A 26,876-nucleotide genomic window follows, 5' to 3' on the forward strand; every position below is an offset into this window, starting at 1 on the left:
CCGAGCGCCTTGAGCAGCACGGTGACGGCCTGCTTGCGCTTGCGGTCGATGCGGACACCGACGCTGTCGCGCTTGTCGATCTCGAACTCGAGCCAGGCGCCCCGGGAGGGGATCACCTTGCATCCGTAGAGGTCCTTGTCGGAGGTCTTGTCGACACTGCGGTCGAAGTAGACGCCCGGGGACCGGACCAGCTGGGAGACGACGACACGCTCGGTGCCGTTGATGATGAAAGTGCCCTTGCCGGTCATGAGCGGGAAATCGCCCATGAACACGGTCTGGCTCTTGATCTCACCAGTGGTGTTATTGATGAACTCCGCCGTGACGAACATCGGGGCGGAGTAGGTCATGTCCTTGTCTTTGCACTCATCGACTGAGTACTTGGGCGGCTCGAACCGGTGATCGCGGAACGACAGGGACATGGTCCCGGAGAAGTCCTCGATGGGACTGATCTCCTCAAAGATCTCTTCGAGGCCCGACTGGGCCGGAACGTCCTTGCGCCCGGCCTGGCGAGCCGCCTCGACCCGCCCCTTCCACTTCTCGTTGCCGAGCAACCAGTCGAAGGACTCGGTCTGAAGAGCGAGAAGGTCAGGAACTTCTAGCGGCTCCTGAATTCGTGCGAAAGACACACGACGGGGACCGGCGGGTACGGCGAAGGCGTTGCGCGAGGCTGCCAACAGATGTCCTTCCGAGGGCTCGCGGCGGACTGACTACACGCACGCCAGACGACCATGCATCAGAGCACCAAAAGAAGCGGGTCGTCAAAGGGCAGCGCAAAGGGGCAGTGTAGCCGAACGGCATACACCTGTCCACTTCAGTCTCGCTGCAAGCTCCACGTTGGTCGCAGCATCGCCCGTCAGAGCCGAAACGTCAAGCCCGGGAGCTGACATTTCGGCCGGGAAATGGCCGAGACCTTGGGAGTTTTCCCCCCGGGTGACCTGCGTACACCACAAGGCCGGAGACGATGCCCGACCTGGTGCGGCTGACGCTGAGTCACTCGGCGGATCGAACGCTAGCCGAGGGATCGACTGACGATCGACGCTGCCATGGCCGATGTACCCAACCGTGTGCCCAACCTAAACCAAGCCTTTACTAACAATTGGGTAAAGCGACGCGCCGATCAAGGTGGCGGAGGGTCTCCGAGCAGCGTGGAGAGCTCCGAGACCAGCCAGCGGGAATCCTTCTTGACCATGATGAATCTGGCCCGGTTCTGGCTGACGACCCGGCGGGGTTCCTTCCCGCCCTCGGGGGTCTTGACGGTGCTCATGCTCATGAAGAGCAGCACCTCGACCCTGCCGAAGTCTCCGGACTCCACCGACTCCACCCCGGCCCCGGTCACCGCGGCCTGCTGCACCGTCTTCTGCCTTCTCGCCTGCGCGGCCATGCTCCTGGCCAGCTGCCGGTAGTGCAGGCTGAGCGCCCCGGTGGTGTATCCGCCCGCTCTTGCGAAATCCTGTTCGATCGTACGATAGTCGTACGACAGCATGTCGGGGGCGACCGCGCGGGCCGCGGCGAGCGCCTCCCGCCCCGCCGTCTCGTCCGCGCGCAGCCGGCTCAGGTCGGTGAACATGATCCAGACGGCCGCCGCGAGCGCGAGCGCGACGGCGACCATGAGCCCGATCGCCAGCCGGGAGGCGCGTCTCACAGCACCAGCTCCGCTTTGGACACCAGCCAGGCTCCCCCTACCTTGGTCACTTCCATGTTCCACCGGTAGAACCGCTCCTGCGGAGCGTCCTTGCTCCCGTCCCGCCGGACCACCGCGTCGCCCACCACCATCACCTGGGCGGTGCTCCCCCTCAGCGAGACCAGCCCCGAGGCCCGCAGCGCGCCTGTCTGGAGGATCTTGTCCTTGACCGTGCTCTTCTTGAGCTCCGCGGCCGTCCTGGCGTACTCGGCCCTGGCCGCGCCCGTGGAGGTGCCGAGGATGCGCCCGATGTCGTCGTCGACGCTCCTGTATCCGACGGAGAGCAGATGAACGGCGTGGGCCCCCGCCGCCCGCAGCGCCGCCTGCCTGTCGTCAGCGGCCGTCTGGGCGTCGCGCAGGGTGGCACCGACCCAGAGCGCGGCGGCCAGCAGCCCCACGATCAGCATCCCCAGCACCGGTCCGGCGATCCTGAGCGGGCGGCGGGAGCGGCGCGAGCGACGGGAGCGGGTGGCCGGCACTGCCATGCGTCTCTCCCATCGCACGGTCTGCGGAACGCGGGCCGGCGAGCGCGGCTGCCTCGCCGCCCGGGACGGCATGCTCCCCGATCGCCGGATCATAACCCGCCACGCGGATCCGCATAACGGCCTTCGCGCACATGCCCCGGGCCATTTCGCCCCGCCCCGCTCACCCGCCCGCGGGCCGGCCGGACGCGGAAACACGAAAAGAGCGGACCACCGGCACCAGGTGGACCCGCTCTTTTCCGATGAAACGAACTACTTGACGGTCACCGAAGCGCCGGCGCCCTCAAGGGCGGCCTTGGCCTTCTCGGCCTGCTCCTTGTTGACCTTGCCGTCGAAGACGGACTTGGGAGCGCCGTCAACGAGGTCCTTGGCCTCCTTGAGGCCCAGGCTCGTCAGGGCGCGGATCTCCTTGATGACCTGGATCTTCTTCTCGCCGGCGGCCTCGAGGATGACCTCGAACTCGTCCTGCTCCTCGACCTCTTCGACAGCGGCCGCACCGGGGGCGGCGGCGGCGACGGCGACGGGGGCAGCGGCCTTGACGTCGAAGGTCTCCTCGAAGAGCTTCACGAAGTCGGACAGCTCGAGGAGAGTCATCTCCTTGAAAGCGTCGAGCAGCTCGTCGGTGCTGAGCTTCGCCATGATGGTTCCTCCATACGGATCTGAACTACTAAAGAAAGTTGGGACCGCGGTTTGCGTTAATCCCCTGTGACCGCCTGCGCGGACCTACTCGCCGGCGCCTTCACGCTTGGCGCGCAGAGCCTCGGCCAGCTGAGCCATGTTGGTGGGCAGCGCGTTGAAGACGGCGGCCGCGTGGCCCTGCTTCGCCTTCAGTGCGCCGGCCAGCTTCGCGAGGAGAACCTCGCGCGACTCGAGGTCGGCAAGCTTGCTGATCTGGTCCGGCGTCATCGACCTGCCGTCGACGACACCGCCCTTGATGATCAGGAGGGGATTGGCCTTGGCGAAGTCACGCAGACTCTTGGCAGCCTCGACCACGTCGCCGTTGACGAACGCGATCGCCGACGGACCCGCGAGCAGGTCGTTGAGCTGGTTGAACCCGGCCTCAGTGGCCGCGATCTTGGTCAGCGTGTTCTTCACCACGGCGAACTTCGCATTCTCACCGAGGGAAACGCGCAGCTGCTTGAGCTGAGCGACGGTGAGACCGCGGTATTCGGTCAGAACGGCAGCATTGGAGCCGTCGAAGCTGCTCTTCAGCTCAGCGACAGCCGTTGCCTTTTCTGCCTTCGCCATGGGCCTCCTTCCAGATGTGCCGCCGGGGCAAAGGGCCCAGAAAAGCGAACAAGCCCCGGCGCAGGCGCACGGGGCTCACATGAGGAGGTTAGTCCAGATGAAAACTCACATCACACCTACGCGGGCCGTCCACTGACGTGGATCCTTAAGTCATCAGGCCATGCGGCTTGACGACGACCGGCGGTCTTCGGCGTTGACAGCCTACGTCCTTCCATCCCGAATGCCAACTCGGAGCCCCTGACGGGAGACCCGTGGAAAAGGCTCGCGCCCCCGGCCGGTGGGCCGGGGGCGCGGATCCGGGGGGAAACGTCAGTTTCCGCCGCGGTGCTCGGGCAGGTCGCCCACCTGGTCGGCGGGCGGGGCGGTGATCTCCACGGGCTCGTTGAAGCCCTTGAAGAGCGCCGTCAGGTTGAACGTCGCGTCCTTCTCGGAGCCGCTGAGCGTGACCTTACGGGGCAGGCTCTGGGCGTCGGCCCAGAGGTCGAACTTCACGTTCTTGGCCTGCGAGAGCTGCTCCTGGAGCTTCTCGCGCTTGGCCGGGTCGACCAGCTGGGCGGCCTCGGCGACCGGGAAGGTGCCGCTGTAGTGCGTCGTGTCGACCCCGCCGACCGTCTCGGTGCCGACCGCCTTGACGTCCTTCGACGCGGTCAGCAGCTTGACGGTGCCCGCCAGGTCGAACTGCTGGGCCTGGTCCATGAACTTCCTGATCTCGGACTGCCCCTTGGCGTCGAGCTCGCTGAGCGACACCTTGGTCCACGGCTTGGTGGTGCCGGCGAACCTGTTGATGAGCTCGGACTTCACGTAGACCGTGTCGCCCGACAGGATGGCCCGCGCCCCGCCGGGCACGTTCTGCCCGCCGAAGGTGATCGTGTCGAGCCTGATGTCCGTGGCCAGCTGGGGCTTGCTCTGGTAGAGCATGCTGCCCTGGACCTTGCCCGCGCCCTTCTCGCCGCCGCTGGCGTCGAGAACCACGTCCGCGGAGTAGGAGGTGACCTCCTGGGCCTTCTGCGCGCTCTGCTGCACCGCGTCCGCCGCGGCGAGTTTGATGTTTCCGAGGGAGCTGGTGCCCTGTGCACCGCATCCCGCGACCGCGACGAGCGCGGCCGCTCCCAGTGCAAGTGCGGGAGCCAATCGGCGCATTTCGTCTTCCACCCTTTCGTTCCCCCGATGATCCTGATAAAGACACTACGCGTTGGCAAAGCCGGCCGCGTCGTCCGGGAGAACGAAGAAAGGCCTCAACCGAATGGCCATTCGGTTGAGGCCTTCCGCGGAAGACGTCTGGTATCAGGCGTCGAGCTCGGCGGTCAGCGCCCGCGTCTGGTTGGGGTCGACCTGGATGCCGGGGCCCATGGACGTGGAGAAGACGACCTTCTTGACGTAGCGTCCCTTGGCCGCGGACGGCTTGAGACGCAGCACCTCGTCGAGGGCGGCGGCGTAGTTCTCGATGAGCTGGCGCTCACCGAAGGACACCTTGCCGATGATGAAGTGCAGGTTCGCGTGCCGGTCGACACGGAACTCGATCTTGCCGCCCTTGATGTCGGTGACGGCCTTGCCGACGGCCGGGGTCACGGTGCCGGTCTTGGGGTTCGGCATCAGGCCACGGGGGCCGAGCACGCGGCCCAGACGGCCGACCTTGCCCATGAGGTCCGGGGTGGCGACGACGGCGTCGAAGTCGAGGCGGCCCTTGGCGACCTCGTCGATCAGCTCGTCGGCACCGACGATGTCGGCACCCGCGGCGCGAGCCTCCTCGGCACGGTCACCGGTCGCGAAGACCAGGACCCGGGCGGTCTTGCCGGTGCCGTGCGGGAGGTTGACGGTGCCACGGACCATCTGGTCGGCCTTGCGGGGGTCGACACCCAGCCGCAGGGCCACCTCGACGGTGGCGTCGAACTTGGCGACGCTGGTGTCCTTGGCCAGCTTGGCCGCCTGGGCCGGGCTGTACAGGGTCTCGCGGTCGACCTGCGCCGCAGCGGCGCGGTATCCCTTGCTGCGCTTCATGTGATCACTCCTGTGGATCCGAGTGTTCGTGGTGCGGGCCAGCGCCTGGCCCCTCCACTTACTTCGATGTCTGATGGTCCGCGCGATCGGGATCGCGCTCGCCGCCGGTCCTCACCGGTCTCGCGGATGCGGTTCGCCGCCGCGAGGTCGCCGCCGAGTCCGTACGGCGGATGGTGCTAGTCGACGATCGTGATGCCCATCGACCGGGCGGTGCCGGCGATGATCTTCTCGGCCGCCGCGACGTCGTTGGCGTTGAGGTCCTGCATCTTGGTCTCGGCGATCTGGCGCAGCTGCTCCTTGGTGAGCTTGCCCACCTTGTCCTTCTGCGGGACGGCCGAACCCTTGGCGACACCGGCGGCCTTCTTGATCAGCTCAGGCGCCGGGGGCGTCTTCGTGACGAAGGTGAAGGTGCGGTCCTCGTAGATGGTGATCTCAACGGGGATGATGTTGCCGCGCTGGGCCTCGGTGGCAGCGTTGTACTGCTTCACGAAGTCCATGATGTTGACGCCGTGCGGACCGAGGGCGGTACCGACCGGCGGCGCGGGCGTGGCCTGGCCGGCGGGGAGCTGGACCTTGACCAGCGCGGCGAACTTCTTCTTAGGAGGCATGCTTCTCTCCGGGTCCTTGCTTCTCTGAACGATGTTCCAGGTCCCCGCGACCGCGGGGCTCACGGCACGTGCACATCGGCCGATGCCGCGAACGTGGAACCATCCCCGCGACCGCGGGGCAGACTGATGAAGTCTACGCGACCGGTTTAGATTTTCGAGACCTGGTTGAACGAGAGCTCGACCGGGGTCTCGCGACCGAAGATCGACACGAGCACCTTGAGCTTCTGCGACTCGGCGCTGATCTCGCTGACCGTGGCGGGCAGCGTGGCGAACGGGCCGTCCATGACGGTGACGGACTCGCCGACCTCGAAGTCGACCGTCGCGGCGGAGGCCTTCGCGGTGGACTTCTTGACCTCTTCCGAGGGCTCCGGCGCGAGCAGCTTGGCGACCTCTTCGAGGCTCAGCGGGCTCGGCTTGTTGGAAAGGCCCACGAAACCGGTCACACCGGGCGTGTTACGCACCGCGGACCAGGACTCGTCGGTGAGCTCCATCCGGACCAGCACGTAGCCGGGCAGCACCCGCTCCTTGACCAGCTGGCGCTTGCCGCTCTTGATCTCGGTCACGTGGTGGGTGGGCACCTCGACCTGGAAGATGTAGTCCTCCATGTTGAGGGACTGCGTGCGGGTCTCGATGTTCGACTTCACCCGGTTCTCGTAGCCGGCGTAGGAGTGGATGACGTACCACTCGCCGAACAGGCTCCGCAGGTGCCGCTTGAACTCCTCGACCGGGTCGACGTCGGGAAGGACGTCACCGTCCTCGTCGACGGCGCCGGCCGGGGCCTGCTCGGCCTCGGTTTCGGCGTCGGCGTCGGTCTCGGCGTCGACATCCTGCCCGTCGGACTCGTCAAGCGAATCCTCGGTGACGTCGACGGCCTTCTCCAGCTCGTCCTCGCGCTCTTCGCGGGGCTCGCCGGCCGACTGTGCAGACTCGGACACGGTGCTCTTTCTCTTTTCGTCGATGGCTGATGGACTCGTCCGCGGGGTTGCTCGCCCGCTGGAGACCGCGGCTCAGGCTCCGCCGAAGATTCTCAGCACGCCCTCGGTGAACAGCGCGTCCAAAGCCGACACGATCCCGACCATGATCAGAACGAAGACCAGGACGATGATGGTGTACGAAATGAGGTCCTTGCGCGTAGGCCAGATGACCTTACGCAGCTCGGCGACTACCTGACGGTAGAAAAGGGCGGGAGAAGTGCGCTTAGTCTTCTTCTCACCGCTCGGCTTGTCTGCGGTTTCGCCGCGCGTGTCGATCGCCACAGTCCTCACCTGAATCCATCGAGTCCAACGCACATAAGCGGCGCGCTGGACGCCTGATGCGCGGACCGCTCCTAGCAGGGCACGAGGGACTCGAACCCCCAACCGCCGGTTTTGGAGACCGGTGCGCTACCAATTGCGCTAGTGCCCTAAGACATGAACCACCATACATCGGTTGGACCGAAGTTTGTCCGTGGCTCACGGTCTTGACCGCCGGTTCACGCATGCGGCGGAAAGACCATGCCGGAGTCTACGTGTGAATGGCCACCGCGTCGAACCGACAGGCGATCGCCCAGGTCAGGGACTTTTCCCGGTGCTCGTACGGCTTGCGGGCAGGAGCGTCCGCATGGTGGATATGCGGCGGAAACATCGGCACAGGTCTGTAACCATGGAGGTATGACCCGTCCTCGCATCTCAGCGCGCATCTCCGCGATCTCCGAGTCCGCCACGCTCGCCGTGGACGCCAAGGCCAAGGCGATGAAGGCGGCGGGCCGCCCGGTCATCGGCTTCGGCGCCGGTGAGCCGGACTTCGCGACTCCCGGCTACATCGTCGAGGCGGCCGTCGAGGCGTGCCGGAACCCCCGGTTCCACAAGTACACCCCCGCCGGCGGCCTTCCCGAGCTGAAGCAGGCCGTCGCCGACAAGACGCTCCGCGACTCCGGCTACCGGGTGGACGCGGCCCAGGTCCTGATCACCAACGGCGGCAAGCAGGCCGTCTACGAGGCGTTCGCCACGCTGCTCGACCCGGGCGACGAGGTCCTGGTCGTCGCCCCGTACTGGACGACCTACCCCGAGGCGATCAAGCTCGCCGGCGGTGTCCAGGTCGACGTGGTGACCGACGAGACCACCGGCTACCTGGCGAGCGTGGAGCAGCTGGAGGCGGCGCGCACCGACCGCACCAAGGTCCTCCTCTTCGTCTCGCCGTCCAACCCGACCGGCGCGGTGTACACCCCCGAGCAGGTCGCGGAGATCGGCCGCTGGGCTGTCGAGCACGACCTGTGGGTCGTCACGGACGAGATCTACGAGCACCTCACGTACGGCGACGCCACGTTCGCGAGCATCGCCACCGCGGTCCCCGAGCTGGGCGACAAGGTCGTGGTCCTGAACGGCGTCGCCAAGACCTACGCGATGACCGGCTGGCGGGTGGGCTGGCTGATCGGCCCCAAGGACGTCGTCAAGGCCGCGTCCAACCTGCAGTCGCACGCCACCTCCAACGTCTCCAACGTCGCCCAGGCCGCCGCGCTGGCCGCCGTCACCGGCGACCTGTCGGCCGTGGCGGAGATGCGCGACGCCTTCGACCGGCGCCGCCGGACCATGGTCCGGATGCTCAACGAGATCCCGGGCGTGCTCTGCCCCGAGCCGCTGGGCGCGTTCTACGCCTACCCGTCGGTCAAGGCGCTGCTGGGCAAGGAGTTCGGCGGCAGGCGCCCGGCGACCTCCGCCGAGCTGGCCGAGATCATCCTGGAGGAGGCCGAGGTGGCGGTCGTCCCCGGTGAGGCCTTCGGCACCCCGGGCTACTTCCGCCTGTCCTACGCGCTCGGCGACGACGACCTCACCGAGGGCGTGGGCCGCCTCGCCAAGTTCCTCGGCCAGGCCGGCTGAGCACGACGGCTCCCCGGCCGGCCGGGCTCGGCCTCCGTAGACGCCGGGCGGGCTCGGCCTCCCGGGGCGCGGGCCGCGGCGCCCTCGAAGCGGTCAGTCCCGCAGGGCGAAGGTCACCGCGCCCTCGAAGTGGGAGGCCGCGCCCTCGTTGAAGGCCCGCGCGTAGGCGGTCTCGCCGATCAGGCACACCGCGCGGGCCCCGACGGCCTCGCGGAGCGCGGTCAGGGTGTCGGCCTCGGCGGCGGGCGGCCCGAACGTGGTCCAGATGCGCTGCGCGGCTCCCAGGAGCCAGGCCGCGCGGTGGCCGTCCTCCGCGGCGGCGGCGATCCTGGCGAGCTGGTCGATGGCGAGGACGCTGCCGACCGTGTCCCGCAGCCGCCATTTGACCTCCAGCGCCGCCCTGGCCGCCGCGGAGGCCTCCGCGACGTCCCCCCGGCCGAAGAGGGCCAGGGAGAGGACGTAGTCGTCCATGGCGCGCTGTGACAGCTCCCCCCGTACCTCGTGGCGGGAGTGCGCCTCGCGCAGGATCCTCACCGCCTCGTCGAAGTCGCCGGAGAACGTGGCGGTCAGCGCGAGGAAGGAGGGCAGGAAGAGCATCCCCGGCGAGGTGGGGTTCAGTCCGGCGGCCACGCGCAGCGCGTACGCCCGCGCGCTCTCCAGGTCCAGGTCACCGGTGAACAGGCGGGCCTCGGCGAGGGCGAGGAGGGCGTGCGCCTCGGCGTCGGCGTCACCGTGCCGCCGGGCGCTCTCGACGCCCTCCTCGGCCCTGTCGCGTGCCAGGGACATGTCTCCCCGGATGAGCGCGAGATGGGCGGCGACCCAGAGCGGCTTGGACCTGGCCCGGTCGGTGACGGGGGCGGCGGCCAGGGCGCGGTCGAGATAGTGGCGGCCCTCTCGGACGAGTCCCAGATGGCACCAGAGCACCCACAGGTCCCCGGCCAGCTCCAGGGCGCCGCCGTGGTCGCCCGCGGTGAGGCAGCGGTCGAGGGCCGCGCGGATGTTGGGCAGTTCCCCGCGCGCCCAGCAGGCCCATTCGAGCTGGTTCGGGCCGTACCAGTCGGCGCCCATGCGCCGGGCGGCGGACAGGTAGTGGTCGCGGTGCCTGCGGGTCATCAGGTCGTTCTCACCCAGCTCGGCGAGCCAGTCCCGCCCGTAGTCCCTGATGGTGTCGAGCAGGCGGTACCGGTCGCCCACGCGGGCGACGACGGATTTGGCCGCGAGCGTGGCGAGGACGCCCGGGACGTCCGGCAGGCGCTCGTCCTCGCACACGCCGCGCGCCGCCTCCACGTCGAAGGCGGCGGGGAAGACCGACAGGCGGGCCCAGAGCAGGCGTTCGGCGGGCGTGCACAGCTCGTGGCTCCAGCCGGCGGCGGTGCAGAGGGTCTGGTGGCGGGCGGGGAGTCCCTCCCCGTCGGCCAGAAGCTTGAAATGGACGTCGAGCTGGTCGGCGAGCTGGGTCGCCGACAGGCCGCGCATGTGGCTGGCCGCCAGCTCGATGGCGAGCGGCATGCCGTCGAGCCGGCGGCAGAGCCTGGCGACGGCCATCATGGCCCGATCGTCCGTGCGCAGCCCGGGGGCCACGGCCCTGGCACGGTCGAGGAAGAGGCTCGGCGCGTCGTGGTCGGCGAGGTCGGCGGCCTCGGGCGGGGGGACGGGGAAGGGCTCGACGACCATGACGACCTCCAGCGGCAGGCCGAGCTCCTGGCGGCTGGTCACGATGATCTGGACGTCGGGCGCGCCGGTCAGGACGGCGGCGACCATGGCCGCGCAGGAGTCGATCAGGTGCTCGCAGGTGTCGAGGACGATGAGGAGCCGCCGGTCGGCGAGATACTCGATGAGGGACTCCAGGGCGGGGCGTTCGGCCTGGGTGTGCAGGCCGAACACTCCGGCGACGCCGTGGATGAGCAGGCCGCCGTCGCTCTCCGCGGAGAGCTCGGCCACCCAGACGCCGTCGGGGTAGTCGTCTCGGACGTTCCGCGCGGCCCGCAGGGCCAGCCTCGTCTTGCCGACGCCCCCGGGGCCGCGCAGGGTGAGCAGGCGCGTCCGGGTGAGGAGTTTCGCGATCTCTTCGAGCTCGGTGGCGCGGCCGACGAAGCTGTTCATCTCGGCCGGCAGGTTGCCGCAGCGCGTCAAGAAAGGTCTCCCTGGAGTGCGTGTTCCACGGCCTCGCGCAGGCTGATCGAACCTCCCCACGCCTCCAGGCGGTCGAACTCCGCCCTGCCCAGGCGCCCGCGCAGCCTCAGCTCGGCCACGCGGATCCGGTTCGCGATCATGGGCGAGCGGCTGGGCGGGACGCCGGCGCTCTTCCACGCGGCGCCGGACGCTCCGAACATGGCGGCGGCGAAGGTGTCGTCGGCGCACGCCTCGGCGATCACGACGAACACCTCCAGCGCCTCCATGAGGGAGATGCTGTCGCCGAACAGGCGGGCCCCGCGCAGGGAGGCGCAGGCGAACTCGATGGCCGAGGCGGTGTTGCCGAGGGCGTGCTCGGCCTGGGCCAGGAGGAGGTCGAGGCGGATGAGCGTCCAGTAGTCGCCGCAGGACTCGCAGAGCTCGCGTCCCTCGCGCAGGACGGAGACGGCCTGGTCGTGGTGGTCGGCGAGCATCATGGCGGTGGCGACCACGGTGTAGGTGGGCAGGAAGCCGGGGAAGACGTTGCCGGTGGAGCGGTGGCGCACCCGGGCGTGCTTGATGAGCCGCAGGGCCTCGACCACGTCGCCCCTGACGACGGCCAGGTGGGCCTGGAACTGGCTGACGTAGGCCGTGGCGTAGCCGTCGGCGTCCTCGGCGGCGCATTCGGTGAGGATGCGCTCGGCGCGTTCGAGGTCGCCGCGCTGGATCGAGACCCAGGCGTGCACCCAGAGGGCCTTGACCCGCTCGGGACTGGGGGTGTGGTCAAGATCGAGGCCGCGCTGGAGGAGGTCGTCGCCGGGTGCCTGCATGCCGCAGCACGCCCACAGGAACCACAGGTTGCCGACCAGGTCGAGGCCCTTGCGGTATTCCTGCGGCCGGGAGTAGCAGTATTCGATGGCGCCGCGCATGTTGCCGCATTCGAGGACCAGCCTGCGGTACCACTCCAGCTGGCGGCCCTGCCAGCTCATCTCGGCGCGGGCGGACAGCGCGAGGAAGTGGTCGCGGTGACGGCCCTGGATCTCGTCGGTCTCGCCGAGCCGGTCCAGCCAGACCACGCCGAACTCGCGGACGGTGTTGAGCAGGCGGTAGCGGACCCCGCCCTCGCCCTCCTCGCGGACGAGGACGGACTTGTCGAGCAGGCCGAGCAGCCCGTCGAGGACGTCCTTGGCGGCGAGGGCGCCGCCGGCGCAGACCTCCTCGGCGGCCTCGATGTCGAAGGTGCCGGCGAAGACCGAGGCCCGCGCCCACAGGAGGCGCTCCTGAGGGGTGCAGAGTTCGTGGCTCCAGCCGAGGGCGACGCGCATGGAGCTGTGCCGCCGGGGAGCGGCGGCCTGCCCTCGCGGGGTGGCGCCGGCCCTCTCGGCGTGGATCTCGCGCTCGGCCGCGGGGATCGTACGGCCTTCGAGGGCCGCGGCGAGCTCGTCGGGCGAGGTCACGTGGCCGTCGAAGGCGGCGAGCCCGGCGGTGGAGATCGGGCGGCCGTCGAGAGCGGCGGCGAGCCCGTCGAGGGTGCCGGGGCCGCCAGGGGTGCCGGGGCCGCCGGGGACACCGTCGGCCACGGCGAGCCGGATCGCCAGCGGCAGGTTGTCGAGGCGCCGGCAGAGCTCGGAGAGCTCGGCCGGATCGGCGCCGCCGAGCCTGTCACCGGCGAGGGCGGTGATCAGATGGACGGCGTCGGCGTCGGGCAGGCCGCCGACCGGGTAGAGATGCTCGCCGGGCAGGCCCAGCCGCTGCCTGCTGGTGGTCAGGACGCGCAGTCCCTCGACCGAGCGGAGCAGCAGGCCGACCAGGATGCCCGCGGTGCCGACGACGCGGTCGCAGGTGTCGAGGACGAGCAGGGTCCGGCGCGCGAGGAACTCGTCGACCAGGGCCCGCAGCGCGGGGACGCCGGGCTTGCGGCGGGTGCCGATCGCGCCGGCGAGCGTCTCGGCCAGGGAGTCGAGGTCGGCGGGGGCCTCCGAGAGCTCCACGACGTGGACGCCGCCGGGGAACGCGGGTTCGAGGGTGCGGGCCAGCCGCAGGGCGAGAGAGGTCTTCCCGACCCCGGCGGGGCCGGTCAGCGTGACGTGCCGGACCCTTTCGAGCAGCGCGGATACGTCGGCGAGTTCCGTTTCCCTGCCGACGAAGACGTCCGCTTCCATGGCAGCCCCAGCGTCCTGACAACGTGTGCCTCCACGGTCGCATGGAGACGTGGTCCGCTGAAAGCCCGTTTCCTAAATTTCCTCGATATAACAGGGGATCGGATATGGATGGGTGTGCCCTGAACCCGGTAACCCCCGCCCGAAATAACACCTTAAAACCTATAAATAGGCAATCGGGAAAGCCGCGCGAAACATCGGGGAGGACGAGCGGGGGCCGACGCGTTCCGTACCAGGTCCTTACCGGATCCCCGCCAGGTCATCGGCGCCGTGCGATGACGCGCCGCGGACCGGGATCACGGTGCTCGGCGAGGCCGGCCTCGTGCGGCCGGGACCCCGTCGAAGGCCGCCTCGCCCTCTTCCTCCGCCGGCGAGGCCCTTCCCGCCCTCCCCGGCACGCGAACGGATCGTCAGGCCGAGGCCAAAAACCCCGGGCCCGTCGATCGGGGCCGCCCCGGGTACGGCACCATGTTGAAATGCCACGTCCCCTCAGCGAACTGCCCAAGGCGCACCTGCACCTGCACTTCACCGGCTCCATGCGGCACTCGACCCTCGTCGAGCTCGCCCGCGAGCACGGGTTACACCTTCCCGACGCGCTCGAGGAGGACTGGCCGCCCCAGCTGCGCGCGACCGACGAGCGGGGCTGGTTCCGCTTCCAGCGGCTGTACGACATCGCGCGCTCGGTCCTGCAGCGGGAGAGCGACGTCTACCGGCTGCTGCGCGAGGCCGCCGAGGACGAGGCCGCCGAGGGGTCGCGCTGGCTGGAGATCCAGATCGACCCCTCGGGATACGCGTCGAAATTCGGCGGGCTCACCTCGGCCATGGAGCTGATGCTCGACGCGACGCGCAGGGCCGCCGACCACGCGGGGATAGGCATCGCCGTCGTGGTGGCCGCCAACCGCACCCGCCACCCCCTCGACGCCAAGACACTCGCCCGCCTCGCCACGCACTACATGGACCAGGGCGTGGTCGGGTTCGGGCTCTCCAACGACGAGCGGCGCGGCCGGGCCCGCGACTTCGACGGGGCCTTCCGGCTGGCCAAGCGCGCCGGGCTGCTGGCGGTGCCGCACGGCGGGGAGCTGCTGGGCGCGGCCAGCGTGGCCGAGTGCGTCGACGTGCTGGACGCCGACCGGGTCGGGCACGGGGTACGGGCGGCCGAGTCGCCCAGGCTCATGGAGCGCCTCGCGGCCCGGGGGATCACCTGCGAGGTCTGCCCGACGTCCAACGTCGGCCTCGGGGTGGCCGAGCGCGCCGAGGACGTGCCGTTGCGGCGCCTGTTCGAGGCGGGGGTGCCGATCGCGCTGGGCGCCGACGACCCGCTGCTGTTCGGCGCCAGGCTGCTGCCCCAGTACGAGCTCGCCAGGCAGGTGTACGGCTTCTCCGATCCGGAGCTGGCCGAGCTGGCCCGCCAGTCGGTACGGGCGTCGGCGGCTCCGGACGGCGTGCGCGAGAAGCTTCTCCAGGAGATCGACGACTGGCTGGCGCCGGCGGGCTGAGCGGGCGATCTCCAGCCGCGACGCGCCGGGCCGGCGTCAGCGGACCGAGCGGGCGATCTCCAGGGCGTGGGCGAGCTCCCCGGTGCCCTCCAGGCGCAGGCCGACCCGCCCCCGCTGCCAGATGAGGGTGGGCCCGGCCGGGCGAGGGCGGATCGCGGTCTGGCCGCCGCTCCTGGGCAGGTAGGTGAGGCCGTGGTGGACCGGGATCCACTGTGCCCGCGAGGCGCCCACGCCGGTCTCCTGCGGCCAGGGCGGGCCGAGATCCTTGCGGAAGACGAGATGGAGGCTGCCGTCGTACTCGTCCAGTCTGAGACCGGGCCAGAACAGCGACACCACCCTGCCGCCGTCACTCACCCTGACCTCTGTGGGAGCGCCGAGCGCGGCCGGGAGGGAGATCGGGAACGCCACCTGTTCCCGGGCCAGCTCCAGGGTGACCCGCCGCTCGCCGGGCAGCGGCTGGGGCACCCCCGAGGGCAGCGGCCCCGGGCCGCCGGTCCTGAACTCGACCCCCGCGAAACGCAGGATCTCCGCGACCGCCGCCCTTCCCGCGGGTGTCGCTCCCAGCAGCAGGGCGACCAGGATCGCGACGGCGGCGACCACCGCCCGCCGACGCGCCCGGCCTCCGTCCCGCAGCGCCTCCCACCCGCGCCGGAGCGCCCCCGCAGTACCGGGGACCGCGGGCGCCTCGGGGACGCGTGTTCCGGGAGCGGCTGCCCCGGGGGGCGTTGCCGGCGTCTCGGGGACGGGTGTCTCAGGGACCGGTGTCTCGGTGGCCGGTGTCTCAGGTGCAGGTGTCCCGGAGGCGAGTGGTGATTCGAGGCGGGCCCGTACGGCCCGCGCGACGTCGGCGGAGGGCGGGGACGGGACGTCGAGGGACTCGCCGAGGGCGAGGAGCCGGGTTTCGAGGTCGTCAGGTGAGGTCACGGGCCACCTCCTCACGCAGACGGGCCAGGCCGCGGGAGGTCCGCGACTTGACGGTGCCGACGGGAAGGTCGAGCACCTGGGCGGTCTCGGCCTCCGACAGCTGCAGGAAGTACCGGCAGACCACGGTCTCGCGTTCCCGTTCGGGCAGCGTACGCACCGCGTCGAGGAGCCGCTCCCGCCGGTCGGTCGCCACCGCCGCCTCCTCGGGCCCCTCGCCCGGCTCGGGAACGGCGTCCGTGAGCCGCGCGGCCAGCCGGTCGCGGCGTCCACGGGAGCGGGTCAGGTTGTGCGTCTCGTTGGCCACGATCCGCAGCAGCCAGGGGCGGAAGTGCGCGTCCCTGCGAAAGGAGGCCAGGTGGCGGTGTGCCTTGACGAACGCCTCCTGGACCACGTCCTCGGCTTCGTCGGCGGCCCCGAGCATGGCCGCGGTGCGGTGCGCGAGCGCGCTGTAGCGGGTGACCAGCACCTCGTAGGCGTCCAGATCACCGGCCAGCGACCGGGTGATCGCCTCGTCGTCGTCCGTCGGGGGCTCCTTCGCGGATGTCGTGAGAGATTCCACCGCATACGAGCCGTTTGCGGAAGCCCCTGTCCGCGGGCACGACCGGACTCCGCCCGCCGGTTCCGCGAGCGCGGCCGGACTCCGCCCGCCGGGTTCCGCGGGCACGACCGGGACTCCGCCCGCCGAGGGCCGGGTGGCCTTCAGGGGCGCCTTCGGCGGTCAGTGGAGGGCATAGGCGACCGCCGCGTCCGGGTCGGCCTCGTAGCCCTCGGCGAAGACCGCGTCGTAGGTCTCGTCGCCGAGCAGTTGCCTGGCCGTCCGCTCGGCGACGGTCCTCGGCTCGGACATGCCCTCCGAGCCGAAGCCCGTGAGCCCGAAGGTGGCCCACAGCCGTACCCCCGCCCCCTGGAGCCTGGCCGTGCGCCGGCCGTCGCCCTCGACGGCGGCGATCACCGCGAGCTGGTCGACTGCGAGCGCCACCCCGGTGGCGTCGCGCAGGCGCCACTTGACGTCGAGCGACTGGCGGGCGGCCTCCGCCGCCTCGGCCACCCTGCCGAGGCCCAGCTGGGCGATGGACAGGACGTAGTCGCCGCAGGCTCGGGCCCAGCGTTCGCCGCGCGCGTCACAGAGCCGCTGCACTTCCTTGAGCACCGCGACCGCCCTGTCGAACTCGCCGCGCCAGGTGACCGCCATCGCCGCGGTCACCAGGGCGAGGGGTTCGCTGACGGTGGCGGCCTCGGCCCGGCGGAAGTACTCGCGGACGAGCTCGACGCAGGGTTCGACGTCCTCCAGGGCGCCGGAGCACAGCGAGCTGCTGGCCAGCCGGAGCTGGGCGTGCCCGGCCGCCGCGTAGTCGCCCCAGTCGAGGGCCGCCGACAGCGCCGCCTCCGCCCGGCGACGGCCCAGTTCCAGCTCTCCCCTGGCGATGGCCACGCAGCCGTCGGCCCACAGGAGCCGGGGCAGCCCGGGATCGGTGACGGGAGCCGCCTCGATCGCCCGCGTCATGTGGTAGCGGCCCTCGTTCAGCCGGCCCAGGCAGAACCAGAGGATCCAGAGCGTCCCTGCGAGCTCGACGGACGTCGGGGAGGCGGGGTCGAGGGCGAGGCGGAGGTCGGTCATGGAGAAGGCGAGCCTGGCGGCCCACTCCTCCTGCCCGGGGCCGTACCAGTCGGCCTCGGCCCTGCGCGCCAGGTCGAGGTAGTGGTAGCGGTGCCGCTGCGCCAGCCGGGCCTCCTCGCCGAGGAGGGCGAGCCGCTCCCTGCCGTACTCCCTGACCGTGGCGGGCAGCCGGTAGCCGCCGGGCACGCGGACGAGGAGGAACCTCTCCGCCAGGCTCGCCAGCAGGCCCGGCACGTCGTCCAGGTGCTCGTCGCCGCACACCCACTCGGCGGCGGCCGTGTCGAAGGCCCCCGCGAAGACCGAGAGCCTGGCCCAGAGCAGGCGTTCCCGCGGGGCGCACAGCTCGTGGCTCCAGCCGATCGCGGCGCGCGCGATCCGTTGGCGGGGGACCCGCGCCCGGCCGTGGAGGATCTCGAAATGGGCGTCCAGGTGATCGGCGAGCCGCTCCACCGGCAGGGATCCCAGCCACCCGGCGGCCAGCTCGACGGCGAGCGGTACGCCGTCCAGCCGCCGGCAGATCCTGGCCGCGGCCACCGTACCGGCCCGGGTCGTCTCCAGGCCGGGCGCCGCGATCCCGGCCCGATCGAGAAAGAGGCGAAGCGCGTCGTCCTCCCGCGATTCCTCAGGCTCCTCCTGCGGTTCCTCAGGCTCCTGCGGGGGTTCCTCAGGCTCCTCCTGCGGTTTCCCAGGCTCCTGCGGGGGTTCCTTCTCCGGCTCCCGCCTTTCCGTCCCCGCCCCCTCCGGCGTCCTCTCCGCCCCCGAGCCCTCCGGCGCCGGGCCCTCCGGCGCCGGGCCCTCCGTCCATCGGGCGGAGGGCCCGGCGCCGGGTGCCGCGAAGGGCTCGACGGAAAGCAGCGCCTCCTGCGGCAGTCCGAGCGGCCGGCGGGAGGTCGCGACGATCCGTACGCCGGGTGCCGCCGCCAGGATCTCCGCGACGAGGTCGCGGCAGGCCGGCAGGAGGTGCTCGCAGGCGTCGAGGATCAGCAGGAGTCTCCTGCCCGCGAGGAACTCGACGAGTGTGCCGGTCTGCGACCGCGCGGACCGCTCCGGGAGGCCGAGGACGGCCGCGACCGTGTGGGCGAGCAGATCGCCGTTGCGCTCGCCGGAGAGCTCCACCAGCCAGGTGCCGTCGGGGTGGTGCTCCTGCCGCTCCCGCGCGGCCCTGACCGCGAGTCGAGACTTGCCGACGCCCCCGACACCGGTGACCGTGGTCAGCGGCGTGCCGTCCAGGGACTCCAGCAGCCGCCGCACCTCGCTTCCCCTGCCGATGAAGCCGTTCGTCTCCGCGGGCAGGTTCCCGCGCCACCATCGGATCTGTTCCATCGATTCGCGCTCCTTTTTCCACTCACCGGGAATCGCACCGTTTCCAAATCACGAACCGGTCGGCCCACCATTTCCCAGAGGGGTTTCCTTGTCCCCCGGTGCAAATCTCCCCGCCGGGTCGAGGCCGAACTTCCCCCGTACGGCGTGAACCGTGGAAATGCTGGTGCTTTATGGCTGATTCGGCGGAGCCGGTAATCGGGTGGAGCACGGGGGTGCCGCCCGGCCGGTGCTCGCCGTGAAAGAGCTCGTCGTGGAGGGGCGGCACCGGCCGTGAAGCGTTTGAGGGGCCGCCGCGAGGGAAGCGCCACTAGACTCTGGCTGTCCCTGGTCGTGGCCTCGCCGCGGCCTTTCCGTAAGCGAGCTGGACGGAACCGCATGTCTGGGTATGACCGCGTAGTGCAACCCGCGGCCGGTGACGAGGCCCTGGAGAACCACCTGGGTGGGGACGAGGCCAAGAACTACCGGCAGTACGAGCTCGACATGGTCGCCCCGCACGTGGGCCGGTCCATGCTGGAGATCGGCTCCGGGCTGGGCCACTTCGCCGAGGCGTTCCTGCCTCGCCTCGACCGGCTGGTGGTCAGCGACTTCGACCCCTACTGCGTGGAGCAGCTGCAGAAGCGTTTCGAGGGCCGCGACGACATCGACGTGCTCCAGTTCGGCCTGCCGACCGAGATCCCGATCGGTGAGAAGGTCGACACCGTCGTGATGATGAACGTCCTGGAGCACATCGAGGACGACGTCGAGGCCCTGCGCTCCCTCGCCAAGGTCACCCTCCCCGGCGGCCGGATCGTCATCTGGGTGCCCGGCTACATGCAGCTGTACGGAGACTTCGACCGCAAGGTCGGCCACGTCACCCGCTACACCCCCGCCACCCTGCGCAGCACGGTCTCCAAGGCGGGCCTGGACATCGACGTGCTCAAGCCGATCAACTTCCTGGGCGGCATCGCCTGGTGGGCCGCCGTCCGCCGCGGGGGCGTCGGCTACCCCGACCCCCGCCTGGTCAAGATCTACGACCGTACGGTGGTACCCCTGACCCGCCTCATCGAGCGCTTCGTCCGCCCGCCGTTCGGGCAGACCGTCTTCTGCGTCGCCCGCGTTCCCAAGTAGTCCCGGGCGAGCCCGAGTAGTCCCGGGCGAGCGCCCACGTAGCCCACGGTGACCCGCGCGCGGTGCCGCTCCCGAAAGGAGCGGCACCGCGCGCGGCCTTTTCACGGCTCTCGGTCCACGGCTCTCGGTCCACGGCTCTCGGCTCTCGGTCCACGGCTCTCAGTCCACGGCTCTCGGCTCTCGGTTCACGGCTCTCAGGAAATTCCCAGGATCCTCCTTCGAAGATCACAGCTCGGGACGATTGCCTGATCGACGTCTCCCCTTCGGGAGACGTTCCCGGAAGGACCACCATGAAGAGGAAACTGGCACTCGGCGCCGCGGCCATTACGGCGTCGATCATGCTGACGGGTTCCACCGCCTGGGCGACCGGCACGACCCCCCCGGTGCCGGCCGGCGTGACCGCCATCGCCGACCAGCTGCTCAAGGCCGACTCCACGCTTCGCGGGCCGAGGCTGCGCTCCCACTACAACCTGTGGGTGGTCGGCATCCACGGGCGGGCCACCGTCAGGGACAAGAAGTCGACCTTCATCGACTACACCTGGCAGCGCGGCGTGATCACCGCCAAGGGTGAGAACAAGCTGACCGTCAAGAGCAAGGACGGCCTCGTCTGGAACTGGAACCTCGACACGTCCACGAGGTTCCGCAGGCTCGGCGTCCGCGCCGACCTGACCAAGCTGGTCGTCGGGGACGGCGTCTTCGTGATCGGCGTCCCCACCTCGACCGACCCGACGGCCGCCGCGGTGTTCGTACCGCGTGACCGCGCCCTCCTGGACCCGCCGGCCACCACCCCGGGGAGCTGACCGGGAACCCCGGAGGCTCGGCGGAAGCTGACCGTGAAGCGGTGGGATCACCGAGATGCGCCGGAATTCCACCGCTTCGCGGCGGCCTCCAATCATGGACTAACAGCTATGAACTGGGACGAAGCACGGAATTAGTAGGCAAGAATGGGGCCTCCATGAACGAGCGCACCATCCTCGTCGTCGAGGACGACCCCAACATCCGTGACATCGTCGAGGTCGCCCTGCGCTTCCACGGCTTCGGGGTGACGGGCGTGGCGACCGGCAGGCAGGCCCTCGACGCGGTGGAGGGCGGCTCCCCCGCGCTGATCGTGCTCGACGTGATGCTTCCCGACGTCGACGGTTTCGAGGTGTGCCGGAGGATCAGGGCCGCGGGCCTGCACATCCCGGTGATCTTCCTGACGGCCAGGGACACCTCCGCCGACACCGTGCGCGGCCTCACCCTGGGCGGCGACGACTACGTCACCAAGCCCTTCTCGGTCGAGGCTCTCGTCGCCCGCGTGCGGGCGGTGCTCCGCAGGACGGACGTCTCCGACGACCTTGGCGGGACGCTCAGGGTGGCGGACCTGGAACTCGACGAGTCACGCTGGGAGGCCCGGCGGGCCGGAGTCGCGCTGGACCTCTCCCCCACCGAGTTCCGGCTGCTCGCCTTCATGATGGAACATCCCGGACTGGTCCTGACAAAGCGTCAGTTGCTGGAACACGTCTGGGGCTACGGGGGTTCGTCGCAGGTCGTCGAGACCTACATCTCCTACCTGCGCCGCAAGCTCGACCCGCTCGGCCCGCCGCTGATCCACACCCAGCGCGGAGTCGGTTACGCGCTACGCCCGCCCCAGGGCACCTGATGTCGCTCAGGGCGCGGCTGCTCGCCGGCCTGCTCGCGGTGAGCACGACCCTGCTGGTGATGCTGTCCGTGACAAGTGTCCTCGTCCTGCGCGGGCACCTGATGGAAAGGCTCGACGGGCAGCTGCGGGCGGCCACCGCGACCGCCGCCAAGCGGATCGTCGCCGCTCCCGGGGGCCAGCTCGCGCAGACCCTGACCGGGTCCACCTACGCCGTGGCCGCGATGAACCTCAACTCGGGCCGGGCCAGGCTCGTCAACGGGGACGCGCCCGCCGCCGCGACCGTACCGCAGCTGGTGGAGAGTCTCGGTGCCGCCCGCCTGAAGGTCCTGGCCGAGAGCGGGGAGGCGTTCGACCTCGGCACGGCGGGCGACCAGGGCATGATCGCGCGGGTGGCCGAGGCCAGGCAGGGTAACCGGCTGGTGGTCGTCGCCGTCCCGCTGGAGTCCGTCGAGGCCCCGATCCGGCGGCTCGTCATCGCCGAACTGCTCACCGGCGGCGCGCTGATCCTGGTGCTGGCGCTCGCCGGCCGCGCCCTGATCACCAGGGGGCTCTCACCGCTGGCCAGGATCGCCGGGACGGCGTACCGGATGGCCGGGGAGGGTGACCTGTCGGTCCGGATGCCCGAGGGCCCCTCGGAGGTCGGGCGGATCGGCACGGCCGTGAACCTGCTGCTCGACCGGATCGCGGGGGCCTTCAGGGATCGCTGGGCGTCGGAGGAGCGCGTCCGCCGCTTCGCCGCCGACGCCTCGCACGAGCTGCGGACCCCGCTGTCCACCATCCGGGGGTACGCCGAGCTCTACCGGACCGGGGCGCTGCGCGCCGAGGACCTGCCCAGGATCATGGGCAGGATCGAGGACGAGGCCACCCGGATGGGTGATCTCGTCAGCCAGATGCTCGACCTCGCCCGCCTGGACAGGAACGCCGGGCTCCAGCTCGCGGAGACCGATCTGGCCTCGGTGGCGCGCGACGTGAGCGCGGACTGCACGGCCATCGAGCCGGAGTCGCCGATCGTCGTGGACGCCCCGGAGTCTCTGACCGTCACCGCCGACGAGGCGAGGATCCGGCAGGTCCTCGTCAACCTCCTGGCGAACGTGCGGACGCACACCCCCGCGGGGACGACGGCCACCGTGCGGGTCGCGCGGCGGCCGTCCGGCGGTGCGCTGATCGAGGTCTCCGACGACGGTCCCGGGATGTCCGCCGAGCAGGTGGACAGGGCCTTCGACCGCTTTCACCGGGGCGGGGAGCGGATGCCCGACGGTGCCGGGCTGGGACTGTCGATCGTCAAGGCGATCACCGACGCGCACGGTGGCGGCTGCTGGATCACCTCGGCTCCCGGGGAGGGCACCCGCGTTCACGTCGAGCTTCCCGAGCGCCCCGTCCCGGCGGGGCCGTCCGGTCCCGCGGGGTGAGCACGGCCCGGAGCCGGCGGCGAACAAATCGGTTGCACGCCCCGGCGGGGCGCCGTATGTTCGACCGCATGTGGATTAACTCCTAAGCGCCGGCGTCGATCGGTCCTCGCCGATCCGCCCGCACTCAGCCATCTGGCCCCGTTCGTCTGACGCGGCAGCTGAGTTGTCCGGCCCGGGATCTCACCGCGTCGTCACATTTTCCAAGGAGTCCCATATGCGAATTCAGCCTGCCCACAAACTCGCGCAGAAGCGCGACGGGAAGTCCAAGACCGCCAAGACGACCAAGCCCCGAACCCCGCTCCCCGAGCACGTCGTGCCCCCGGCGCCCCGGCATCTGCCGATGCCCCCGGCGCCGATGCGGCCCACCCAGCAGCCGCGCCGGATTCCCGGCAAGGGCGGCCGCTGACCTGCGGGTCGGCCTCGCGAGGCCAACCCGCGGCCCTCTTCACGGGGCCGGCCCGCGGGTCCTTTCGCGGGACCGGCCCGCGGACCCCTTCGCGAGGCCGTTCCCGCGGGTTCCTTCGCGAGGCCGTTCCCGCGGGTTCCTTCGCGAAGCCGGTCTGTGGGCCGTTCGCGACAACGCGAAAAGCCCCGATCCTGGAACTCCAGGACCGGGGCCCTCCCTGCCTCACGGGCGTCTCACGGGCCGTACGGGCTGTGCGGACCGTACGAGCACGGCGCCAGAGGTGTCAGAGGCGCTCGATGATCGTGACGTTGGCCTGGCCGCCGCCCTCGCACATCGTCTGCAGCCCGTACCGGCCACCGGTCCGCTCCAGCTCGTGCAGGAGCTTGGTCATCAGGATCGCGCCGGTGCCGCCCAGCGGGTGGCCCAGGGCGATCGCGCCGCCGTTCGGGTTGACCTTGGCCGGGTCGGCGCCCAGGTCGTTGATCCACGCCAGCGGGACGGGGGCGAACGCCTCGTTGATCTCGGTGACGTCGATGTCGTCGATCGACAGGCCCGCCCTCTTCAGCGCCTTCTGCGTCGCCGGGATCGGCGCGGTCAGCATGTAGACCGGGTCGTCGCCGGTGAGCGCCAGGGTGACGATGCGCGCCCGGGGGGTCAGGTTGTGGTCGCGGACGGCCTGCTCGGAGGCGATCAGGATCGCTCCCGAGCCGTCGGAGATCTGCGAGGAGGTGGCAGCCGTGATCATGCCGTCGGGCTTCAGCGTCTTCAGCGACGCCATCTTCTCCAGCGTGGTGTCCGGGCGCGGGCCCTCGTCGTCCTCGACACCGTTGATCGGGGCGATCTGGTCCTTGAAATAGCCGTTCGCGACGGCCTTCGAGGCCCGCTGGTGGCTCTCGTACGCGAACCGCTCCAGCTCCTCGCGCTTGAGACCCCACTTCTCGCACATGAGCTCCGCGCCGCGGAACTGGGAGATCTCCTGCTTGCCGTACCGCTCCACCCACTTCTCCCCGAACGGGAAGGGCATGCCCTTCTCCAGGGCGGCGGTGATGCTCGACCCCATGGGGACGATGCTCATGGATTCCACCCCGGCGGCCACCACGAGGTCCTGGGTGCCGGAGAGCACCCCCTGGGCCGCGAAGTGGATCGACTGCTGGGAGGAGCCGCACTGGCGGTCGATGGTCACACCGGCGACGTTCTCCGGAAGGCCCGCCGACAGCCACGCGTTGCGCGCGATGTCCATGCTCTGCGGGCCGAACTGCATGACACAGCCCATGATCACGTCTTCGACCGCGGACGGGTCGACGCCCGTACGCTCGACGAGCGCGCCGAGGGTGTGCGCGGCCAGATCGGTGGGGTGGACGGTGGACAGACCGCCCTTCTTCTTGCCGACGGGGGTGCGGACCGCCCCGACGATGTACGCCTCTGCCACAGTGCCTCCTGCTTGCGGAACCGAGCTGCCTACGAAACCGAGCAATGTTCGGTTAGTAGGAGGTTACAACAGAACTTTCGCCCGCGCCCTGGACGGGAGCCGCGCGCACGGCGGCGAGGATGATCGCGTCTTTCCCGGAACGCCGGGGGAAGCCGGGACCCGGCCCCGGCCCGAACGGCCCTTCTCAGGCCTTCTTGGTGCTCGTCATGGTCGCGTAGGCGATGACGTTGTCGGTGTAGTGACCGGTCGCGCGGTTGTAGGTGCCGCCGCAGGTGATCAGGTGCAGCTGGGGGGTCGGCGACCGGCCGTACACCCGCTGGGTCGGGAACACCGACTTCTCGGCCTGCTCCAGGCCGCCCACGGTGTAGACGGCGATGATCCCGTCCTTGCGGTGCACCTCGATGACGTCGCCGTTGCGGATCTCGTCGAGGCGGCTGAACACCGCGCTTCCCGAGCGCGTGTCCTTGTGCCCGAGCATGATCGCGGGACCCGCCTCGCCGGGGGTGGGTCCCGAGCGGTACCAGCCGACCAGGTTCGGGTTGCCGACCGGCGGCACCTCGATGGCGCCCTTCCTGTCGAGCCCGACGGCCCTGACCGGCGCGTTGACCCCGAGCCGCGGGATGACCAGGCGCACCGGGGACGAGGGCTGCATGGCCGGGGCCGCGGGCAGGCTGGGCAGGGGCGGCGGCACGGTCGGGGGCGCCTGGAAGTAGGGGTTCGCCGGGGCCGCCGCCAGATCGCGGGGCGGCAGCGTGGTGCGCTGGTCGGCCAGACCGTACTCCTCGGGCGAGGCCAGCATGTAGAGCAGGCCCACCAACACCGTGACCACCCCGGCGATCCCGGCGAGGATGAGCACCGACCGCATCATCCGGCTGCCGGGGGGCTCCTCGTACGGCGGGCCGTACTGCTGGTGGGGGCCCGGCGGGTACGGCGGCTGGACCGGGACCGGCCGGTAGTGCGGCGGCGGCCCCGGAGGCGGCCAGCCGCCCGGCGGCGGGGGGGTGGTCATCCGGCCACCCCGATCAGCCGCGACCGGCGGTGCGCCGCCGCAGCATGAGCCCGCCGATTCCGGCGAGGGCCACCGTCAGCACACCGCTGAGCATGATCATCCGAGCGTCGGGCCCGGCGTCACCGCCGCCGCCCGTGGAGGCGGCGCCCTTGGGGGTCTCGTCGATCTGCTCGTCGGAGTCGGGGTCGGGTACCGGGTCGGAGGTCTTGGTCTGGGTGACGGTGAGGGTCGGCCTGGGGGTCGCGCTGGCGCTCGGGCTGGCACTCGGGCTGGCGCTCGGGCTGGCACTGGCACTGGCACTCGGGCTGGCGCTGGGGCTGCCCGTCCCCACGGTCACCCGCAGCGCGGCGGGCGCGGCCTGGGCGGCGTCGGGGGGGTTGCAGTCGAGTAGTTCGACCTCGTTCACGGAACCCGCCGCGCCGGTCGCCCGGAGCAGGGTGAACGCGTCGGGCTGGAAGGCGATGACCCCGGTCGCGAGGGGGGTCACCGTGACGACCAGGGGAGGCGCGGTGACCGGCTGCCCGGCGGCCGGGGGCGCGGCGGTGATCAGGATCTGGCGGAGTTCCGTGGGGACCGGCAGGACCCCCAAGGGGCTGGCGCTGATCTGCACCTGCCCGTCGGCGACGACGCTCGCGCTCGGCGAGACGGCCACGGACGGGGTGAGGGCGGGGAGGGCGGCCGGCGCGCTGATCTTCCAGGTCGCCGTGAAGGGAGAGTTCGTCACCACCGGCGACGTCGGGCCGGTGAGGTCCATGGTGAAGGTGTACGTCGCAGACGGTGACGGCGTACCGGCGAGCGTGCAGGTGTAGGCCACCGGCGCGGGGGCGGCGTAGATGGAGGCAAGCGCGGGAAACGCACCGAAGATGCCCGCACCCGCCGTAGCGACCACGGCCGTCTTGACCGCGACGCGCAGCCGCGTCTTGGACTTCAGCACAGTTTCTCCTCGTTCCAGCTTGATCGACCGGCCTCACACCGGCCACCGAGGCTTACAGGTTGCGGTCAAGGTTCGGCATAGATCCTACGAACACAGACCGCGACGCGCGAGCAAGTCGGCTAAACGGACACAAATTCCCATCTATCCCACAGCAAACGACACCGTACATCGGTAAAGCCCGTCGCGTCGGGTCGGATGGGACCCCGGCCGGACACGGAACGCGCGAGGGACACTTCATGGAGACCAGCCGAGGGCCTCGCCACGAATCCGGCCGCCCGACGAGCGGGTGGCCCGGGGTTGGCAATCAGCGTTCGGATATATAGAAAAAAGCAGGTCAAAACTGGTGCGGCCCTACTTAAAGATCACCGTACGGAAGCACCATCGGGCAGGGTGGAACCTGTGGTGGGCCTGATTCGGACACACCGAATGCCTGTTT

The 26,876-nt window shown here is 70.5% G+C and carries 24 protein-coding genes, 1 tRNA gene and 1 pseudogene; 7 read left to right on the forward strand and 19 right to left on the reverse strand.

All coding sequences use genetic code 11. The features are described 5' to 3' along the window. The 11 genes and pseudogenes from AB0G15_RS17185 to AB0G15_RS17235 all read right to left on the reverse strand — a co-directional run. Nucleotides 1-674: pseudogene (locus AB0G15_RS17185) on the reverse strand (DNA-directed RNA polymerase subunit beta); the annotation flags it as partial. A gap of 443 nt (nucleotides 675-1,117) precedes the next feature. Beyond that, nucleotides 1,118-1,642: a hypothetical protein gene (locus tag AB0G15_RS17190; RefSeq protein ID WP_362840349.1), complete on the reverse strand. Its 525-nt coding sequence runs from the start codon at nucleotides 1,640-1,642 to the stop codon at nucleotides 1,118-1,120. After that, nucleotides 1,639-2,166, reverse strand: a complete 528-nt coding sequence (locus AB0G15_RS17195; protein ID WP_362840352.1) for a hypothetical protein — start codon at nucleotides 2,164-2,166, stop codon at nucleotides 1,639-1,641. The genes AB0G15_RS17190 and AB0G15_RS17195 overlap by 4 nt, the downstream gene beginning before the upstream one ends. A gap of 249 nt (nucleotides 2,167-2,415) precedes the next feature. Continuing rightward, nucleotides 2,416-2,802, reverse strand: coding sequence for a 50S ribosomal protein L7/L12 (gene rplL, locus AB0G15_RS17200; RefSeq protein ID WP_362840355.1), 387 nt, complete (start codon nucleotides 2,800-2,802; stop codon nucleotides 2,416-2,418). Nucleotides 2,803-2,886: 84 nt separating this feature from the next. Beyond that, nucleotides 2,887-3,411 carry a 50S ribosomal protein L10 gene (gene rplJ, locus AB0G15_RS17205; RefSeq protein WP_362678388.1) on the reverse strand — a complete coding sequence of 175 codons (525 nt, stop codon included), beginning with the start codon at nucleotides 3,409-3,411 and terminating at the stop codon, nucleotides 2,887-2,889. Between the two features lie 309 nt (nucleotides 3,412-3,720). Then, on the reverse strand, nucleotides 3,721-4,551 hold the full coding sequence (locus AB0G15_RS17210; protein ID WP_362678386.1) for an LppX_LprAFG lipoprotein: 831 nt from the start codon (nucleotides 4,549-4,551) through the stop codon (nucleotides 3,721-3,723). A gap of 144 nt (nucleotides 4,552-4,695) precedes the next feature. Continuing rightward, nucleotides 4,696-5,409: a 50S ribosomal protein L1 gene (gene rplA / locus AB0G15_RS17215; protein ID WP_362678384.1), complete on the reverse strand. Its 714-nt coding sequence runs from the start codon at nucleotides 5,407-5,409 to the stop codon at nucleotides 4,696-4,698. 176 nt (nucleotides 5,410-5,585) lie between these two features. Then, nucleotides 5,586-6,017 carry a 50S ribosomal protein L11 gene (rplK, locus tag AB0G15_RS17220; protein WP_362840357.1) on the reverse strand — a complete coding sequence of 144 codons (432 nt, stop codon included), beginning with the start codon at nucleotides 6,015-6,017 and terminating at the stop codon, nucleotides 5,586-5,588. A gap of 146 nt (nucleotides 6,018-6,163) precedes the next feature. Next, nucleotides 6,164-6,952 (reverse strand): transcription termination/antitermination protein NusG, encoded by a 789-nt coding sequence (nusG, locus tag AB0G15_RS17225; RefSeq protein WP_344746620.1) that lies wholly within the window; start codon nucleotides 6,950-6,952, stop codon nucleotides 6,164-6,166. A 72-nt stretch (nucleotides 6,953-7,024) separates the two neighbouring features. Continuing rightward, entirely contained in the window at nucleotides 7,025-7,273 is a 249-nt protein-coding gene (secE, locus tag AB0G15_RS17230; protein WP_329089906.1) for a preprotein translocase subunit SecE, read from the reverse strand. A 75-nt stretch (nucleotides 7,274-7,348) separates the two neighbouring features. Continuing rightward, a tRNA-Trp gene (locus AB0G15_RS17235) sits at nucleotides 7,349-7,421 on the reverse strand. A gap of 245 nt (nucleotides 7,422-7,666) precedes the next feature. On the opposite strand from AB0G15_RS17235, the gene AB0G15_RS17240 reads away from it, so the two are divergent. Further along, complete coding sequence (locus AB0G15_RS17240) at nucleotides 7,667-8,872, forward strand: pyridoxal phosphate-dependent aminotransferase (protein WP_362840360.1); 1,206 nt, start codon at nucleotides 7,667-7,669, stop codon at nucleotides 8,870-8,872. A gap of 93 nt (nucleotides 8,873-8,965) precedes the next feature. Here the strand turns inward: AB0G15_RS17240 and AB0G15_RS17245 are convergent, their stop codons facing one another. Next, nucleotides 8,966-11,005, reverse strand: a complete 2,040-nt coding sequence (locus tag AB0G15_RS17245; protein ID WP_362840363.1) for an NB-ARC domain-containing protein — start codon at nucleotides 11,003-11,005, stop codon at nucleotides 8,966-8,968. After that, nucleotides 11,002-13,146, reverse strand: a complete 2,145-nt coding sequence (locus AB0G15_RS17250) for an AAA family ATPase (protein WP_362840366.1) — start codon at nucleotides 13,144-13,146, stop codon at nucleotides 11,002-11,004. The genes AB0G15_RS17245 and AB0G15_RS17250 overlap by 4 nt, the downstream gene beginning before the upstream one ends. Before the next feature lie 473 nt (nucleotides 13,147-13,619). Between AB0G15_RS17250 and AB0G15_RS17255 the strand changes: the two genes are divergently transcribed. After that, nucleotides 13,620-14,639, forward strand: a complete 1,020-nt coding sequence (locus tag AB0G15_RS17255) for an adenosine deaminase (protein WP_362678373.1) — start codon at nucleotides 13,620-13,622, stop codon at nucleotides 14,637-14,639. Nucleotides 14,640-14,675: 36 nt separating this feature from the next. Here AB0G15_RS17255 and AB0G15_RS17260 read toward each other — a convergent pair whose 3' ends face one another. From AB0G15_RS17260 to AB0G15_RS17270, 3 genes are all read right to left on the reverse strand, one after another. Continuing rightward, nucleotides 14,676-15,563 carry a hypothetical protein gene (locus AB0G15_RS17260; protein ID WP_362840369.1) on the reverse strand — a complete coding sequence of 296 codons (888 nt, stop codon included), beginning with the start codon at nucleotides 15,561-15,563 and terminating at the stop codon, nucleotides 14,676-14,678. Further along, a complete protein-coding gene (locus AB0G15_RS17265; RefSeq protein ID WP_362840371.1) occupies nucleotides 15,550-16,122 on the reverse strand; it encodes a sigma-70 family RNA polymerase sigma factor in 573 nt (190 codons plus the stop codon). Before AB0G15_RS17265 ends, AB0G15_RS17260 begins: the two co-directional genes overlap by 14 nt. Nucleotides 16,123-16,281: 159 nt before the next feature. Then, a complete protein-coding gene (locus AB0G15_RS17270) occupies nucleotides 16,282-18,504 on the reverse strand; it encodes a hypothetical protein (RefSeq protein WP_362840373.1) in 2,223 nt (740 codons plus the stop codon). Nucleotides 18,505-18,900: 396 nt separating this feature from the next. Here AB0G15_RS17270 and AB0G15_RS17275 point away from each other — a divergent pair, with 396 nt between their 5' ends. From AB0G15_RS17275 to AB0G15_RS17295, 5 genes are all read left to right on the forward strand, one after another. Next, the gene (locus AB0G15_RS17275; RefSeq protein ID WP_362678365.1) at nucleotides 18,901-19,611 is read left to right on the forward strand and encodes a class I SAM-dependent methyltransferase; all 711 of its coding nucleotides are present in this window, start codon (nucleotides 18,901-18,903) and stop codon (nucleotides 19,609-19,611) included. 290 nt (nucleotides 19,612-19,901) lie between these two features. Next, nucleotides 19,902-20,411 (forward strand): hypothetical protein, encoded by a 510-nt coding sequence (locus AB0G15_RS17280; RefSeq protein WP_362678363.1) that lies wholly within the window; start codon nucleotides 19,902-19,904, stop codon nucleotides 20,409-20,411. A gap of 155 nt (nucleotides 20,412-20,566) precedes the next feature. Then, entirely contained in the window at nucleotides 20,567-21,253 is a 687-nt protein-coding gene (locus AB0G15_RS17285; protein WP_362840376.1) for a response regulator transcription factor, read from the forward strand. Continuing rightward, on the forward strand, nucleotides 21,253-22,662 hold the full coding sequence (locus AB0G15_RS17290) for a HAMP domain-containing sensor histidine kinase (RefSeq protein ID WP_362840379.1): 1,410 nt from the start codon (nucleotides 21,253-21,255) through the stop codon (nucleotides 22,660-22,662). Before AB0G15_RS17285 ends, AB0G15_RS17290 begins: the two co-directional genes overlap by 1 nt. A 214-nt stretch (nucleotides 22,663-22,876) precedes the next feature. Then, nucleotides 22,877-23,068, forward strand: a complete 192-nt coding sequence (locus AB0G15_RS17295; protein ID WP_362840382.1) for a hypothetical protein — start codon at nucleotides 22,877-22,879, stop codon at nucleotides 23,066-23,068. A 283-nt stretch (nucleotides 23,069-23,351) separates the two neighbouring features. Here AB0G15_RS17295 and AB0G15_RS17300 read toward each other — a convergent pair whose 3' ends face one another. The 3 genes from AB0G15_RS17300 to AB0G15_RS17310 form a co-directional block, all read right to left on the reverse strand. Next, nucleotides 23,352-24,497, reverse strand: a complete 1,146-nt coding sequence (locus tag AB0G15_RS17300) for an acetyl-CoA C-acetyltransferase (RefSeq protein WP_362840385.1) — start codon at nucleotides 24,495-24,497, stop codon at nucleotides 23,352-23,354. A 184-nt stretch (nucleotides 24,498-24,681) separates the two neighbouring features. Next, a complete protein-coding gene (locus AB0G15_RS17305; protein ID WP_362840388.1) occupies nucleotides 24,682-25,506 on the reverse strand; it encodes a class F sortase in 825 nt (274 codons plus the stop codon). A gap of 13 nt (nucleotides 25,507-25,519) precedes the next feature. Further along, nucleotides 25,520-26,440 carry a hypothetical protein gene (locus AB0G15_RS17310; protein ID WP_362840391.1) on the reverse strand — a complete coding sequence of 307 codons (921 nt, stop codon included), beginning with the start codon at nucleotides 26,438-26,440 and terminating at the stop codon, nucleotides 25,520-25,522. Nucleotides 26,441-26,876: the final 436 nt, after the last annotated feature.

It is taken from the genome of Streptosporangium sp. NPDC023825, from assembly GCF_040639575.1.
GTDB lineage: Bacteria > Actinomycetota > Actinomycetes > Streptosporangiales > Streptosporangiaceae > Streptosporangium.